Genomic DNA, 17,902 nt, shown 5'->3' with positions numbered 1-17,902 from the left:
CCCGAATTCCTACTTGGACGAACCGCCCGCCGAGAGCGACGACAGCAGGCAGTCCCAGTGCGGAGCGCCGCCCGGGCAACCCGGGTTCGCGACCTGCTCCGACTGCGGCGCGGGTGCGGCTGGTTCCAGCGGGATGGCCGAGGCCGGGACAGCGCTGGCCAACGGAGCCAGCAGAAGTGCGCCGACGAGCATTCCGGCGCGAAGGTGCTTACGCATCGAGAAAGTTCCTTTCGGGCGGCACGGGGTGGCCGCCGCCGGAGACGGTATCGACGGCTCCGAGGGCGCGGACAGACGTGGAAAGGTGGGCCACCGAAACTCGGGGCCGTGCGGACCTCCCCCTGCGGTGGTCACCGATCTTGCACAATCGGTATATGGCCAAGCCCTGCCTGCTCTTGCAGTTGCGGCCCGAGCGTGCCGCGGCGGACGACGAGTATCGCGCGATCCTGCGCGCCGGCGAGCTCCAAGCCGACGACGTGGTGCGGGTGAAGATGGACGAGGAGTTCCCGCATATCGAGCTCGACGCCTATTCGGCGGTGATCGTCGGTGGCGGCCCGAGCAACGTCAGCAGTCCGGAGGACGACAAGTATCCCTACCAGCGGCGCTTCGAGCCCCGCCTGAAGAAGTTGATGACCGAGATCGTCGGCCGCGACTTCCCGTACCTGGGCGCCTGCTACGGCCTTGGCGTGCTCGCGGACGTCCTCGGCGGGAAGGTCAGCGGCGACCGGTACGGCGAGACCGCGGGTGCGCAGACCATCGAATTGGCCGATCACGCGGACGAAGACCCACTCCTGCGCGACCTGCCGCAGTCGTTCCGCGCCTTCGTCGGCCACAAGGAGGCCTGCCAAGAGGTGCCGCCGGGCGCGACCCTGCTCGCGGGGTCGTCCGGCTGCCCGGTGCAGATGATCCGAACCGGCCAGCACGTGTACGCGACCCAGTTCCACCCCGAGCTGGACGGCAACGGCCTCGCGATCCGCATCGATGCCTATCGCCATGCGGGGTACTTCGCGCCCGAGGAGGCGGACTATCTCACCGAGCTCGGCCATCGCGAATCGATCACGGTCCCGCCGGAGATCCTGCGCCGATTCGTCACCCGATACCGCGTCGAGTAGGCGGGACTTCGTCCGGCGGTGATTCGCCTCTCTCCCGGCTGGTGATCCCGCCGCGAGACCGCCTCGGAACTCGCCGAAGCAATCACCAGGCGATCTTGATACAACCTTAACAAGGTGTCTCGAACGAGCCCGGCTGTCATCGCGTCGCGGCGCGATGAGGTATGGGCGGGTCTCTCGGTGAAGGTCTGCCTACCGCCGGGTGTCTGGGTCACGTGCTGCTGTGGCTAAGATCTGGCAATCGCCCGGGCAGGCCCCTGCCTGGGCGAATGTGGCTGACATCTCATCACGCCGCGACCTGTGGTCTGATAGGGGCCGAAGTTGCCCCTGTGAATCGATTCCTTCTCGCTTTGTTAGACACTGTCCCGCTCCCAGGCGGGTCGTCCGACCGGGTTCGTGGGTCTCGACGAAACCTGCGGGCTGGACGCGAGAGGGATGTAGTACTCGGATGGATGGAGTTCGTCGTGCTGTTCGGGGTCGAATTCGTCGCAGGTCGAGTAACCCGCTTTTCGTCCAGCTGCTGACCGCCGCGGTCGAGTCCGCGGCCGACTCGATCGCCATCAGCTATGACCCGACCGGCGAGCCCGGCGATCGGCGCGAACTCACCTACACCGAACTGGACGAATCCTCCTCGCGCCTGGCGCGCGAACTGATCGAGCGCGGCGTCGGCCCCGGCGACGTCGTCGCCATCGGCTTCACCCGGTCGATCGAGTCCGTGCTGGCCGTCTGGTCCATCGCCAAGACCGGCGCGGCCTATGTGCCGGTCGATCCGACACTGCCCGCGGACCGCATCGCCTACCTCGTCGCGGACTCCGGAGCGGTGCTCGGCCTCACCGCCTCGACGCACCGCCAGCGCCTCGGTGACGGCATCGAATGGCTCGTGCTCGACGATCCCGCGCATCGGGAGCGGATCGCGGCCCGGCCCGCGCACCCGATCTCGTACGTCGACCGGGTCCGCGCGCTGACCGAACAGCATCCCGCCTACGTCATCTACACCTCCGGCTCGACCGGTCGGCCGAAGGGCGTCGCCGTGACCCACGCGGGTCTGGCGAGCTTGGTCACCGCCGTCCGGGAGCGCTACGGGGTGGACGGCGGCGCCCGGGTGCTGCACGTGTGTTCCCCGAACTTCGACGTCTCGGTGCTCGAGCTGCTGCTCGCCTTCGGGTCCGGCGCGACGCTGGTGGTGTCGCCGTCGACGGTGTTCGGCGGTCTGGAGCTGGCCGACCTGCTGCGCCGCGAGCGCGTCACGCACCTGCTGATCACACCGGCCGCACTGGAGTCGGTGGATCCGGCCGGGCTGGTCGACCTGCGGGTCGTCGTCGTCGCGGGTGACGCGTTCGGTCCCGCGTTGGTCGCGCGGTGGGCGGACGCGGGACGGTCCTTCTACAACGGCTACGGCCCCACCGAGGCCACCATTCTCGCGACCGGCAGCGCCGCGCTGGCGCAGGGCGAGCCGATCACCATCGGCGCCGCGCTGCCCGGTATCGGCGCGGTCGTGCTGGACGCGCGGCTGCGTCCGGTGCCCGCCGAAGTGACCGGCGAGCTCTACCTGTCCGGTCCCGCGCTGGCGCAGGGCTACCTCGGGCGGCCCGCGCTCACGGCGGAACGGTTCGTGGCCAATCCCTTTGGCGCCACGCCGGGTTCGCGGATGTATCGCACCGGCGACTTGGTGCGCCGCACCGCCGACGGCGACATCGAGTACTTGGGCCGCACCGATTTCCAGGTGAAGATCCGCGGTTTCCGCATCGAACTCGGCGAGATCGACGCCGCGCTCACCGCGCACCCCGATATCGAGTACGCCGCGACGCTCGGCAAGGTCGCACCCTCCGGTGCGACCGTCCTGGTCTCCTATGTCCTTCCGCGCGAGGGTGTTTCGCTCGACTTCGGCAAGCTGTCCCGCTTCGCGGGAACCTCGCTGCCCGGCCACATGGTGCCGTCCGCGTTCGTCGCGCTCGACGCGATTCCGTTGACCGCCAACGGAAAACTCGACCGGCAGGCATTGCCCGAGCCGGTGTTCGAGGCGGCGGTCTCGCGAGCGCCGGAGGGGCCGGTGGAATCCCGGATCGCCGAGTTGTTCGCGCAGGTGCTCGGCGTGCGGCGGGTCGGCGCGGAGGATTCGTTCTTCGCCGCGGGCGGGGACAGCATCCTGTCGATCCAGCTGGTCTCGCGGGCCAGGGCGGCGGGAATCTCGTTCACGCCCCAGGACGTGTTCGAGCACCGCACCGTCGCGGGTTTGGCGCGGGTCGCGGTGCTCGGCGGGGAATCCGCGCCCGTGCTCACGGAGCTACCGGGCGGCGGCGTCGGTGAGATGCCGCTGACGCCGGTGCTCGCCGCCTACCTGTCCGGCGGCAAGCCGTTCGGCCGATTCACCCAGCACATGGTGCTCGAACTGCCCGAACACATCGATCGGGCGGCCCTGGTGGCCACGCTCGCCGCGGTGCTGGATCACCACGACATGCTGCGCGCCCGAATCCGATCCGTCGAAGGGCAGTGGCGACTGCACGCCCTGCCGTCCGGCTCGCTGGATGTGGACGCACTGCTGACCCGCGTCGACGTCGCCGCGAACCTGGACATCGACGCACTGCGTGAAGCGGCCGGCGCCGCAATGGATTCGGCGGTGGACACGCTGGACCCCACGGCGGGACGGATGATCGCCTTCGCCTGGCTGACCCGCCCGGACGGCAGGGACGCACTGATCGTCGCCGCGCATCACTACGTCATCGATGGCGTGTCCTGGCGAATCCTGGTTCCGGATTTGGTGACCGCCTGGGCGCAGCGCGCCGCCGGGCAGCGGATCGCCCTGCCGGGTGTCGGCACCTCGTTCCGGCGGTGGGCACACGGTCTGGTCGAGGCCGCCGAGGGACGCACCGGCGAATTGCCTTACTGGCGGCGAACTCTCGCCATCGCCGATCCGCCGTTGGGCGCGCGAGCGCTCGACCCGGCCGTCGACACGGCCGACACGGTGCGGCGCTTCACCGTCGCGGCGCCCGCCGAGGTCACCCATGCGGTGTTGACCGAGCTGCCGAAGTTGTACCGGGCCGGAGCCAACGACGGACTGCTCGCGGCGTTGGCGCTGGCGACTCGCGCCTGGCGGGCGAACCGGGGTGTCGATGCCGCGGCGACCAGGGTGCGGCTCGAGGGACACGGCCGCGAGGAAAGCACCGTCGACGGTGCCGATCTGACCCGTACCGTCGGATGGTTCACCACCATGTATCCGGTGGCGCTCGATCTGTCCGGCGTCGACGCCGAGGCGGCTTGGCGCGGCAGCGACGCGACCGCGGCGTTGCTCAAGGCGGTGAAGGAGCAACTGCTCGCCGTGCCGGACAAGGGCATCGGCTTCGGCATGCTCCGGTACCTGAACCCGGACACCGCTGGGGAACTCGGCGGTGCGCTCGGCCAGATCGGCTTCAACTACCTCGGCCGGATCTCCGCGGGCGATCTGCCGGAGGGGCTGACCGACCGGAGCTGGCTGCCGACCGCCGACTGGGGCGACCCCGACGCCACGCACGATCCGGACATGCCCGCGGCCGCCGTGGTGGACATCAACGCGCTCGTCACCGACACCGACTCCGGCGCGCAGCTGTCCGCGTCCTTCGCGTACGCGTCCGAGATCCTCGACGAGGCCGCCGTCCGGGAGCTGGCCGAATACTGGGTCGCCGCGCTCAGCGTGCTCGCCCGGCACGTGCATGACCCGTCCGCGGGCGGGCTGACACCGGCGGACGTCCCGCTGGTGCGGGTCACCCAAACGGAGCTCGACACCTGGCGGCGGGAGCGGCCGCGTCTGGTCGACGTGCTGCCGCTCTCGCCCCTGCAACTCGGATTGCTCTTCCTGACCCAGCTTTCGCCCGGCGCGGACCCCTACCTGTTGCAACTGGCGGTGGAGCTGTCCGGCGACATCGATCTCGATCGGCTCCGCAGGGCGGCGCAGGCGATGCTGGATCGGCACGCGATCTTGCGCTCGGCGTTCGGCTCCTCGGCCGAGGGCGCACCGGTTCAGTTCGTGAGCGAGGGACTCGACGTGCCGTGGCAGGTCGTCGACACACCCGACGCCGACGTGGCGACGCTGTTCGCGGCCGAACAGCGCCTCGGATTCGACCCGGCGACGCCGCCGCTGCTGCGATTCACGGTGTACCGCACCGATTCCGGGCGCACGCACCTGGTGCTCACCGCGCACCACATCCTGCTGGACGGCTGGTCGATGCCGTTGCTGATGAAGGATCTGCTGATCTTCTACGCGACAGACGGTGATTCGACGCCGCTGCCGCGCATTCGGCCGTACCGCGACTATCTCGCCTGGCTGGCGCGCTACGACCGGGACGCCACGCTGGGCACGTGGCACGACGCGCTGGCCGGTACGACGCCGACCATGCTCGCCGCGTCCCTCGCGCCGCCGGTGCACCCCGCCGACGGCTACGGTGACTGCGCCGCGGACTTGTCGCAGGACGAGACGGCCGCGCTGACGGCGTTCGCCTCGGCGGCGGAGGTCACCGTGAACACGGTGGTGCAGGCGGCGTGGGGTCTGGTGCTCGCCGCCTGCGTCGAGCGCACGGACGTGGTCTTCGGCGCGGTGGTGTCCGGCCGTCCGCCGCAGCTCGACGGCGTCGACGAGATGGTGGGTCTTTTCGCGAACACCATCCCGGTTCGGGTCCGGTTCGACTCCGACATCTCGGTGTGGCAGCTGCTGAAACAGCTCCAGTCCGAACAGGCTTCGCTGCTCGAAGGACACCACGTCGGACTCGCCGATATTCAGCGCGCCGCCGGAGCGGGGGAGTTGTTCGACTCGATCCTGGCGTACGAGTCGTATCCCGTCGACGCCGACGGCTTGCGTGAGGCGTACGGGACGATCGACGGGCTGGAAATCGTCGACCTGCAGGGGGTCAACTTCACCCACTACCCGGTGGCGATCCAGGTCGAACTGGGCGCCGAGCTGCGGCTACAGGTGCAGCATCGCAACGACGCCGTCACTCCCGCCACCGCGCGGGCGCTCGCGGACCGGTTGCGTTCGCTGCTCGGCGAATTCGTCGCGGCGCCCGAGCGCACGCTGGCGGAGACGATGGAGTCGCTGGATGAGCGCGACGATCTGATCGCGCAGACGCGGTACTGGCGCAGCGCGCTCGCCGGGCTGCCGGAGGAACTGAACCTCCCCACGGATCGGCCGCGGCTCGCGGCACCGACGGCCGCGGACGGCCGGGTCGACTTCGAGATCGATGCCGAGCTGCACGACCGGCTGCGACACGTCGCGCGTGCGGCGGACACGACGGTGTTCACCGTCGTCCACGCGGCTTTCGCGGTATTGCTGGCCCGACTATCGGGCACCGACGACATCGCGATCGGTACACCCGGTGTCGACGGATCGGCCAACACGCTGGTGTTGCGCACCCGAGTCCCGGGCGGCATGTCCTTCGCGGATCTGCTATCGCAGACGAAAGACGTAGACCTACAGGCATTCCGACACGCGGACCTACCGTTCGACGGCCTGGTGGCATTGCTGAACCCGGATCGGTCGGATGCGCGTCATCCGCTGGTTCAAACGATGTTCTCGGCGGGCGACCGTCCACTCGAGTCCGAAAACAACACGGCAAGAACGCATCTCGAATCGACTGTCGACGCATCGGCAGCGAAACCCGATCTGTCCCTGCATATCAGCGAACGCGCCGCGGGCATCGCCGCGAACTTCACCTTCTCCAGCGCACTCTTCGACGCCCACACCATCAGCGTCTTCGCCGAGCGCTTCCTCCGGCTACTGACGGCCGCGACGCTCCGAACGGAGACTTCCGTCGGTGACCTCCCGCTGCTCGACGCCGACGAACACGCGCTGCTGACCCGCGTCGCCGCCGACGACGCCATCGCCACCGGCCTGCTGCCCGACCTGCTGACCCGCGGCGTCGACCTGGGCCGCGACCGCGTCGCGGTGCGCTACCGTGGCCGGTCCATCGGCTACGGCGAATTCGACGAGCGCACTTCGCGTTTGGCGCGGGCGCTGATCCGGCGCGGCGTGGGCCCGGAGCGTCTCGTCGCCGTCGCCCTCCCGCGCTCGGCCGACATGGTGCTCGCGGCCCTCGCGATCGCCAAGGCGGGCGGCGCGCACGTGCCGATCGATCCCGGCTATCCCGTGGAGCGGGTGCGGCACATGGTGTCCGACTCGGGGGCGATGCTCGGCATCACCGTCGCGGAATACGCCGATCGGCTCCCCGGCGGCGTGGACTGGCTGGTACTCGACGATCCTGCGACCGAAGAGCTCTGCCGCGCGCAGTCGGCGGACCGGGTGACCGACGCGGATCGCCTTGCGCCACTGCGTATGCGGCATCCCGCGTATGTCATCTACACGTCGGGTTCGACGGGCGTGCCGAAGGGCGTCACCGTGACCCACGGCGGCCTCGAGGCCCTGCGCGAGGAGTCCGTTCGCCGCTACGGGCTGGAGCCACACCACCGATTCCTGCACCTCTGCTCGCCATGCTTCGACCCCTCGGTGCTCGAGTGGCTGTGCACGTTCTCCGTCGGCGCGACGCTGGTCATCGTGCCGCAGACCGTGGTCGGCGGCTCGGAGCTCCGCGATCTGCTGCACACCGAGGCGGTCACGCACGCGATCTTCACCCCGGCGGTCCTCGGCACCGTCGATCCGGAGGGGTTGGACGCGCTGGAGCTGTTGTGCGTCGGCGGCGACATCACGACCACGGAACTGGTGGCGAAGTGGCAGCCCGGTCGCCGCTACCTCAACGCCTACGGTCCGACCGAGGCGACCATCGCCGCGTCGTACGCGGAACTCACCGCAGGACAGCGCGTGACGATCGGTTCGCCGTTGCACGGCATGTCCGCGCTGGTGTTGGACGCGCGGCTGAACCCGGTGCCGCCGGGTGTCGCGGGGGAGCTGTATCTGGCGGGCGGCGGACTGGCCCGCGGCTATCGGAACCGCGCGGGGCTGACCGCCGAGCGTTTCGTCGCCAACCCGTGGGGCGCTCCCGGCGCGCGGATGTACCGCACCGGTGACGTCGTGCGCTGGCATGCCGCATCGCCCTCGGCGCACTGGGAGCTCGAGTACGTGGGGCGCGTCGACACCCAGGTCAAGGTGCGCGGTCTGCGGATCGAACTCGGCGAGGTCGACGCGGTCCTCGGCGGACACGACGACGTCGAGTTCGCGGTCACCGTCGGACGGAAGATGGCGTCGGGATCGACGGCGCTCGTGTCGTATGTGCTCGCGGCGCCGGGCCGCACGGTGGACACGGCGCGGCTCACCGAGCACGCGGAAACGATTCTCCCTGCGCACATGGTGCCGTCCGCGATCGTCGTCCTGGACGAAGTGCCGTTGACCACCAACGGCAAGCTGGATCGAAAGGCGCTGCCGGAACCCATTTTCGAGTCGACGCCCACCCGCGCGCCGTCGAGCCCTGTCGAAGCGCGGCTGGCCGAACTGTTCGCCCAGGTGCTCGGTGTCGCGACGGTCGGGGTGAACGATTCCTTCTTCGCGATCGGCGGCGACAGCATCATGTCGATCCAGTTGGTGTCGCGGGCCAAGGCGGCCGGGATCGTCTTCACCGCGCGCGACGTCTTCGAACACCGGACCGTCGCGGGGCTGGCGCGCGTCGCGACCGTCGGCGGCGATGCTTCGCCACTGGTGTTGGCGGAGTTGCCCGGCGGCGGTGTCGGTGAGATTCCGCTGACGCCGGTGCTCGCCGAATTCCTCGCCAACGGCTCCTGCGACCGGTTCGCCCAGACCGCGGTGCTGGCGCTGCCCGAGGGCATCGATCGCGCCGGAATCGTCGCGACCATCGCGGCGGTGCTGGACCGGCACGATGTGCTGCGTTCCCGCGTGTGGCAGGACGGTGGCCGGTGGCGGTTCGAGGCGCTGCCGAGTGATGCGGTCGATGCCGACGCATTGGTGACCGAGGTCGACGTACCCGTCGTCGAAGATGCCGAGTTGACCCGAATCGGCAGCGCGGCGATGGCTTCGGCGATGGCCGCGCTGGATCCGGCGGCCGCGAGAATGATCGCCTTCACCTGGTTGCGCAGGTCCGGCGCGCGCGACGTGCTCGCGGTCGCGGCGCACCACTACGTCATCGACGGGGTGTCGTGGCGCATCTTGATTCCCGATCTGGTGCTGGCCTGGGCGCAGCGCGCGGCGGGGCAGGAGATCGCACTGCCCGCGGTCGGCACCTCGTTCCGGCGCTGGGCGCACGGACTTTCCGACGCCGCCACCCGCCCGGAGCGGGCCGCCGAGGTAGGCCACTGGCAACGGGTACTGGCCACGCCGGATCCGTTGCTCGGCGCGCGCGCCGTCGATTGCGCGCTCGACACCGAGCCGACGATGCGGTCGATCACGGTGCGGGTCCCCGTCGAGGTCACCGAGGCGCTGCTGACGACGCTGCCCGCCCTGTATCGCGGCGGCGTCAACGACGGCCTGCTCGCCGCGCTGGCGCTGGCTGTGCGCGCGTGGCGTGCGCGGCGCGGTGTCGACTCCCCGACGACCCGCATTCGCCTCGAGGGCCACGGACGTGCGGAAACCGTCGTTCCTGGAGCGGATCTCACGCGCACCCTCGGCTGGTTCACCAGCGTCCACCCGGTCGCGATCGACCTGTCGGACATCGACACCGCGCACGCGCTCACCGACGGCGCGGTACTGGCCGATGTCCTGAAATCGGTCAAGGAGCAACTGCTCGCGGTGCCGGACAAGGGCATCGGCTTCGGCATGCTGCGCCATCTGAACCCGGACACCGCCGAGCTGCTCGCCGGTGCGATGGGCCAGATCGGCTTCAACTACCTCGGCCGCGCTTCGGCGGGCGGCCAGGTCGACCAGACCGACGGAAGCTGGTTGCCGACAGCCGATCTCGGCGAGATCGACGTCGAACACGATCCGGCCCTGCCGGTCAGCGTGGTGATCGACATCAACGCGATCGTGGCCGACACCGCGACCGGCCCGCGCATGCAGGCGAGCTTCCGCTACGCGAGCGGCATCCTCGACGAGGCGGCGGTGCGGGAGCTGGCCGACGACTGGACGGCCGCGCTGACCGCCGTCGCCGACCACGTGAAGCACCCGGCCGCAGGCGGATTGACGCCCTCGGATGTGCCACTGGTGCGCGTCTCGCAGATCGATCTCGACCGCTGGCGCCGGGACTACCCCGGCCTGTCGGACGTGTTGCCGCTCTCGCCGCTACAGTCCTCGCTCCTGGTGCTCATCGAACTGCTGGCCGGGTCGGTCGACGCCTACATCATCCAGTTGGCGGCCGAGCTGACGGGCGAACTGGACACGAACCGCTTGCGCAGGGCCGCGCAGACCATTCTGGACCGGCACGCGAACCTGCGCTCCGCCTTCGTCACCGCGGCCGACGGGACGCCGGTGCAGCTGGTGGTGGACGACCTCGACATGCCTTGGCGCATCATCGACGGCGTCGCCGACGCCGACCTGCCCGGCCTGCTGGCCGCCGAGCAGCGCACCGAATTCGATCCGGCCGTGGCTCCGCTGCTGCGATTCACGCTGTACAGCACCGATTCCGGCCGCAACCACCTCGTGCTGACCGGTCATCACATCCTGCTCGACGGCTGGTCGATGCCGCTGCTGATGAAGGAACTGCTCGTCCTGTACGCGACCGGTGGCGACGCGTCGCCGCTGCCGCCGGTCCGGCCCTATCGCGACTACCTGCGGTGGCTTTCGCAGCAGGACCGCTGCGTCGCGGAGCGGGCCTGGTCGGAGGTGCTGGCGGGCGTCGCCCCGACCATGCTCGCGCCCGAGCTCACCTGGCCCGCGCCGACGGGTGGCGGGTTCGGCCTGCGCGAATTCGAGCTGTCGACCGAGGAGACCGCCGCGCTGACCGCGTTCGCGTCGGCGGCCGAGGTCACCGCCAACACGGTGCTCCAAGCCGCGTGGGGTCTGGTGATCGCGGCGGGCACCGGACGCGACGACGTCGTCTTCGGCGCCACCATCTCCGGGCGACCGCCGCAACTCGACGGCATCGGCGAGATGATCGGCCTGTTCGTCGACGCGATCCCGGTGCGCATCCGGTTCGATCACGGCACGACGGTCCGGGCACTGGTCGAAGGCGTACAGGCCGAGCAGGTCTCGCTGTTGGACCACCACCACTTCGGGCTCGGCGCCATTCAGCGCGTCGCGGGTCAGGGCGAGCTGTTCGACACGATGCTGGTCTTCGAGTCGTACCCGGTCGATGTCGAGGGCCTGCGGCAGGCGAGCGGCGCGCTCGACGGATTGCGGGTCGAAGGCTTGGGCGGCGGCGATTACACGCACTATCCGATCACCGTGCTGGTCTTCCTCGGCAGCCGAACACTGGTGCAGGTGAAGTACCGGCGCGACTTGGTCGCCGACGAGACGGCGGGAGCCGTCGCCGATCGGCTTCAGCGCGCCCTAGGCGAGCTCGTCGCGACGCCGGACCGGACCGCCGCCGAGACCGTGCTGCTGCTCGACGTCGAATCGGACGACACGATCACCCGATCCCGCTACTGGCGGACGGCTTTGGCGGGGCTGCCCGAGCTGGAGCTGCCGGGCGAGCGGCCCGCTGTGCCGTCGAACGACCGTGGGCTGGTGCAGTTCTCGGTACCGGAGCAGGTGCGGCATGGGCTGCGCGAGCTCGCGGGCACGGCCGGGGTGACCTGGTCGTCCGTGGTGCGCACGGCTTTGGCTGTTGTGCTCGCGCGTCTTTCCGGCGTCGACGACATCGCGATCGGCTCACCCGTGCCCGGTGGTCGTCGCGCCGAGGTGGTGTTGCGTACCCGAGTCGATCGGTGCGCGCGGTTCGCCGACCTCCTGCCGGACGCGCACCGTGTCGAGCTGGAAGGATTCGCGTACGCCGGTATTCCGCTCGACGAGCTGGTCGCTCTGCTGGGGCGGTCGGCTCGGCATCCGCTGTTCCAGGTCGCGTTGTCCTTCGAGGGACAGCCGGAAGCGGTGGGAGACCTCGCCATCTCGTTCACCGAGGATGGACACGGCGAGATGTCCTTCGCCCGTGCGCGTTTCGGCGACGCGGGGCTGATCGCCGAGAGGTTCGTCCTGGCCATGACGGCCATCGCGGACCGGCCCGACACGGTCGTCGGCGACCTGCCGCTGCTGGTCGCGGACGAGTACGAGCGGCTGACCCGAATGGGCGGCGGCGACCCTGTCGACGTCGCCACGCTGCCCGAGCTACTGGTTCGCGGCGTGCGTTTCGGCAGGGACCGGATCGCCGTGCGCGACGCGGGGCGCAGCTACACCTACGGTGAACTCGACGACCAGTCCTCGCGGCTGGCACGCGTCCTCATCGAGCGCGGTGTCGCACCCGAAACGGTGGTGGCACTGGCGATGCGGCGCTCCTACGAGCTGGTGGTCGCGGTGTGGGCGGTCGCCAAGGCCGGTGGCGCTTACCTGCCGGTCGACCCGACCTATCCGGTGGACCGGGTTCGGTACATGATCGCCGATTCCGGTGCGGCGCTGGGCATCACCGTCGCGGACCAGGCGACAGGACTGTCCGATGCGGTCGATTGGCTCGTCCTCGACGATCCCGCCGTACAGGCCGGATGCGCGGCTCAGGCAGCCACGCCCCTGTCCGATGCAGATCGGCTTGCGCCCCTGCGTCTTTCGCATCCCGCGTACGTGATCTACACGTCCGGATCGACGGGTCTGCCCAAGGGTGTCGCGGTGACCCACGCCGGTCTCGGCGGACTGGTCGGCCACACGGTCGACATGCTGCGGCTCGCGCCGGAACACCGGATGCTGCACGTGTGTTCGCCCAGCTTCGACCAGTCGGTGGAGGAGTTGTCCAGCGCTTTCTACAGCGGGGCGACGCTGGTGATCGCGCCGCCGGACACCGTGGGTGGCGCGGAATTGCACGAACTGCTGCGCGCGGAGCGGGTGACGCACACGATCATCACGCCCGCGCTGCTCGGCACGATCGATCCGTCCGGCCTGGACGACCTGGCGGTGGTGTCCGCCGGTGGCGAGGCCACCACGCCCGATCTGCTGGCCAAGTGGCAGCCGGGACGTCGATTCATCAACGGCTACGGTCCGACCGAGGCAACGATCGGCGCCACCTATACGACTCTGCTTGCGGGACAGCGGGTGACGATCGGCCGTCCGGTGCCCGGAGTGTGGGCGGCGGTGCTCGACGAGCGGCTGCGTCCGGTGCCCGTGGGCGTCACCGGTGAGCTGTACCTGGCGGGCCCGGCGCTCGCACGCGGCTATCACGGCCGCGCCGGTGTCACGGCGGAACGTTTCGTCGCGAACCCCTGGATGCCCGGCGAGCGGATGTATCGGACCGGCGATCTCGTCCGGTGGGTGCCGGAGACCGAATCGAACGGCGGGGAACTGGAGTGCCTTGGTCGCACGGACTTCCAGGTGAAGATCCGCGGCTTCCGTATCGAACTGGGGGAGATCGACGCGGTGCTCTCCGGGCACCCCGAGGTCGACTACTCGGTGACCGTCGGACGCGAGAACCCCAACGGCGCAGTCGCTTTGGTGTCGTACGTGACCGGTCGCGTCGATCCCGACCGACTGACGTCGTGGGCAGCGCGGGCACTGCCGTCGCACATGGTGCCAGCGGCGATCGTCGTGCTCGACGAGATCCCGCTGACCGCGGGCGGCAAGCTCGACCGAAACGCCCTTCCGGAACCGGAGTTCGCGGCGCGCACCTACCGGGAGCCGTCCACGGTGTCGGAGCGGATCGTCGCCGAGGTCTACGCCGAGGTGCTCGGCATCGAGCGGATCGGCGCCGACGACCACTTCTTCGAGCTCGGCGGCAACTCGCTGCTGGCCACCCGGGTGACCGCGCGCCTCGGCGCGGCGGTGAACGCCAGGGTCCCGGTGCGTCTGCTGTTCGCCGCGCCCACCGTCGCGGGTTGCGCGCGCGAGCTCGCGAAGCTCACCGGGGGCGGTCGTCCCGCCTTGGTGGCGGGGCCACGGCCGGAACGCATTCCGCTCTCGCCCGCGCAGCAGCGCATGTGGTTCCTCAACCGGTTCGACACCGGATCGGCCGCCTACAACATCCCGGTCGCGATCCGGCTGACCGGTGAGCTCGACATCGACGCGATGCGGCGGGCGTTCACCGAGCTCGTCGCGCGGCACGAGATTCTGCGCACGGTGTACCCGCAGTTCGAGGACGGTCCGGTGCAGGTCGTCCTGCCTCCCGAACATCCCGATGTGCCGGAGCTGCGCGTAAGCGACGTGGACGACGTCGAATCCGTTGTGGTGGAACTTCTTTCGACCGGATTCGACGTCACCGCCGAGGTGCCGGTCCGCGCCGCCCTGTTCCGGGCTGATCGCGAATTCGTTCTCGCCATGGTCGTGCACCACATCGCGGGCGACGGCTTCTCGGGCGGTCCGCTGACCCGTGACCTGGCGGCGGCGTACGCGGCCCGCTCGGTGGGGCAGGCTCCGGCGTGGGCACCGCTGCCCGTGCAGTACGCGGATTACGCGCTGTGGCAGCGCGCGCTGCTCGGTAGCGAGGATCAGCCGGGATCGATGGCGAACGAGCAGATCGCCTACTGGCGACAGGCGCTCGCCGATCTTCCGGATCAGCTGGAGCTGCCGAGGGACCGGCCGCGGCCCGCGGTGCAGTCGTTCGTGGGTGGGCGGGTACCGCTGCGCATCGAGGCCCCCACCCACGCGGCGCTGGCGGAGCTGGCCCGTGCGAACGGCGCGACCCTGTTCATGGTCGTGCACACCGCGCTCGCGGTGCTGCTCGCCCGGCTGTCGGGCACCGACGACATCGCGATCGGCACCCCCGTGGCGGGTCGCGGCGAGGAGGTGCTGGACGATCTGATCGGCATGTTCGTCAACACCCTGGTGTTCCGCACGAGGGTGGATCCGGACGCGACCTTCACGGAATTGCTCGCGCGGCAGCGCGACACCGACCTCCAGGCCTTCGCCCACGCCGACATCCCGTTCGAGCGCCTGGTCGAGGTGCTGAATCCGGCGCGGTCGACGGCACGGCATCCGCTGTTCCAGGTGGGTCTGTCGTTCCAGAACCTGGCCAAGGCCAGCATGGAACTGCCGGGCTTGACGATCGCCGCGTGGGAGACGGATCGGCAGCTGGCGCAGTTCGATCTGCATGTCATCGTCGCCGACAGCTACGACGCGGCGGGCGCGCCCGCCGGTATCGGCGGCGTCTTCACCTACGCCGCCGACCTGTTCGACGAGTCGACGGTGCGCGGCTTCGCGGACCGGTTCGTCCGGGTGCTGGACGCGGTGGCCGCCGAAGCGACGGTGCCGGTGGGTGCGATCGATCTGCTCGCGCCCGACGAGAGCACTCGAATTCTCGCGACCTGGAACGACACCGCGCACCGGGTGGATACGAGCGCCACGCTGGTGTCCCTGCTGGACGCGGCCGTCGCCGCCGCGCCGGAGTCGGTAGCGCTGATCGCCGCGGACGGCGCTCCCACGAGCTACGCGGAGTTGGATGCGCGCGTGAACTGCCTTGCGCGCTATCTGATTTCGCTGGGCGTCGCGCCGGAGTCGCGGGTAGCGCTGGCCCTTCGGCGGTCGGTGGATCTGGTTGTCGCGATGTACGCGGTGAGCAAGGCAGGCGGTGCGTACGTGCCGGTGGATCCGGATCAGCCCGCGCAGCGGACCGAGTACATCCTCGAGACGGCGGCGCCGGTCTGCGTGCTGACCGACGCCGACGCGGATTTCACCACGTCCGCCGCGCCGGTGGTGCGCCTGGATCGGCTGGACCTCTCGGCGGTGGACTCGTCGGTGCTCACCGACCTGGATCGCCTCGCGCCGTTGCGCGCCGAGCACACCGCGTACGTGATCTTCACCTCGGGTTCCACCGGTCGCCCGAAGGGCGTCGCGGTGTCGCACGGCGCGATCGTGAATCAGTTGCTCTGGAAGACAGCGGAATTCGATCTGTGCGCCGACGACGTCGTGCTGTTGAACACGGCGTCGACGTTCGACGTGTCGGTGTGGGAGTTCTGGTCGCCCGCGGCGGGCGGCGGCCGGTTGGTGATCGCCGCACCGGACGGCCATCGGGACCCGGCGTATATGAACGACCTCATGGCGCGCGAGGGTGTGACGACGCTGCACACCGTGCCGTCCAAACTGGAGGCCTTGCTGACGGGTCGCCTGCCGGATTCCCTGCGCCGGGTGTTCGCCATCGGTGAGGCGCTGCCCGCCGCGCTGGCGCGCCGGTTCGCGCTGGCCGCGCCGGGTACAGCGCTGTTCAATGTGTACGGCCCGACCGAGGCTGCCGTGTCGATCACCAGTCACCCGGTGCGATCGGCCGACGAGGTGGCGGTGCCGATCGGCGTCCCGGTCTGGAACAGTCAGGTGTACGTCCTGGATTCGCGGCTGCGGCCGGTGCCGGTCGGTGTCCCCGGTGAGCTGTATTTGGCGGGTGTGCAGTTGGCCCGCGGCTACTTCGGCAGGCTGGACCTGACCGCGGAGCGATTCGTGGCGAACCCCTTCGACGCGGGCACACGGATGTACCGCACGGGCGACCTCGTGGCGTGGAACGTGGCGGGGGAGTTGGAGTGCCTGGGCCGCACCGACTTCCAGGTGAAGATTCGTGGGTTCCGCATCGAGCTCGGCGAGATCGACGCCGTACTCGTCGAGCACCCGGAGGTGGACTTCGCCGTCACGATCGGCAGGGAGAACGCGGCCGGGGCAACCATTTTGGTGTCGTATGTGATGGGTGTACTCGGTCTGGACTCCGGTCTTTTGATCGAGTGGGCCGCGCGGACGCTGCCGTCGCACATGGTGCCCGCGGCGATCGTGGTCCTCGACGAGATCCCGCTCACCTCGTCCGGCAAACTCGACCGCGCGGCGCTGCCCGAACCGGAATTCGCTGTCGGCGCTTACCGCGCTCCGTCGACGGCGCTGGAGACCGCCGTTTGCGCGGTGTTCGCGGAAGTCCTGTGCCTCGATCGAATCGGCCTGGACGACAACTTCTTCGAGCTCGGCGGCAACTCGCTGATCGCGACCAAGTTGTCGGCGCGGTTGAGCGAGGCGGTGGCCGAGACGATTCCGGTGGCGTGGGTCTTCACCACGCCGACCCCGGCGGGCATCGTCGCCCAGCTCCGCGCGGAGGGCGCCGGAAGCGCGGCAGCGGCATTCGACGTGCTGCTCCCGCTGCGCACCTCCGGGTCCGCCGAGCCGCTGTTCTGCGTCCACCCGATCGGTGGCATCTCCTGGTCCTTCGCCGGGCTCGCCGCGCACCTCGACACGGACCGGCCGATTTACGGCCTTCAGTCGCCCGCCCTGAGTTCGGACGAACCGCTTCCGGATTCGATCGAGGACTGGGCGCGGCTCTACGTCGAGCACGTGCGCTCCGTGCAACCGGAGGGGCCGTACCACCTGCTCGGCTGGTCGCTCGGCGGTGTGCTCGCGCACGCCATGGCCGTTCAGCTCCAAGAAGAGGGCGAAAAGGTGGCGCTGCTGGGCATGATGGACAGCCATCTGCGTTCCACCGCTGATTCCGACGCCGCCGTCTCGGTGCCGGAAGTGCTCGGTGGACTGCTCGGCGATCGAGTCGCGGAATTCGGCTTGGACGGGACGGTGGAGTTGTCGGAACTGGCCCAGAGATTGAGCGCGCTGCCGGAGCCGTTCGCATCCTTCGGAGCCGAGCGGATCCAACGAGTCGTGGACTCCGCGGTTGCTTCGATCGACCTCGACGCGGCCTATCACCCACGCGCTTTCGATGGACCGTTGGTGTATTTCACTGCCGCTGAGGGTGATCCGACGGGCTCCGCCGGTGCGTCGACCTGGACGGCCGCGGTCACCGGCCCCGTGCGGAACCACCCGGTGGACACCACGCACTGGCGAATGACCACCGACTCGGCTCTCCGGCAAATCGCGGAGGTCCTGCGTACCTGGTTGTGAGGCC

Annotated in this window: 3 protein-coding genes; 2 read left to right on the top strand and 1 reads right to left on the bottom strand. The window is 69.9% G+C overall.

From position 1 onward, the window contains the following. Nucleotides 1-9: 9 nt before the first annotated feature. Nucleotides 10-216 carry a hypothetical protein gene (locus ABZV58_RS16700; protein ID WP_355000988.1) on the bottom strand — a complete coding sequence of 69 codons (207 nt, stop codon included), beginning with the start codon at nt 214-216 and terminating at the stop codon, nt 10-12. Nucleotides 217-371: 155 nt separating this feature from the next. Between ABZV58_RS16700 and ABZV58_RS16695 the strand changes: the two genes are divergently transcribed. Both ABZV58_RS16695 and ABZV58_RS16690 read left to right on the top strand, forming a co-directional pair. Next, a complete protein-coding gene (locus ABZV58_RS16695; RefSeq protein ID WP_355000987.1) occupies nt 372-1,109 on the top strand; it encodes a glutamine amidotransferase in 738 nt (245 codons plus the stop codon). A gap of 220 nt (nt 1,110-1,329) precedes the next feature. Beyond that, nucleotides 1,330-17,898: an amino acid adenylation domain-containing protein gene (locus ABZV58_RS16690; protein WP_355000986.1), complete on the top strand. Its 16,569-nt coding sequence runs from the start codon at nt 1,330-1,332 to the stop codon at nt 17,896-17,898. Nucleotides 17,899-17,902 lie beyond the last annotated feature (4 nt).

It is taken from the genome of Nocardia sp. NPDC004654 (genome assembly GCF_040609595.1).
Taxonomy (GTDB): domain Bacteria; phylum Actinomycetota; class Actinomycetes; order Mycobacteriales; family Mycobacteriaceae; genus Nocardia.
Note: the sequence above shows the minus strand (reverse complement) of the source record. Positions and strands in the feature narration are given on the sequence as shown.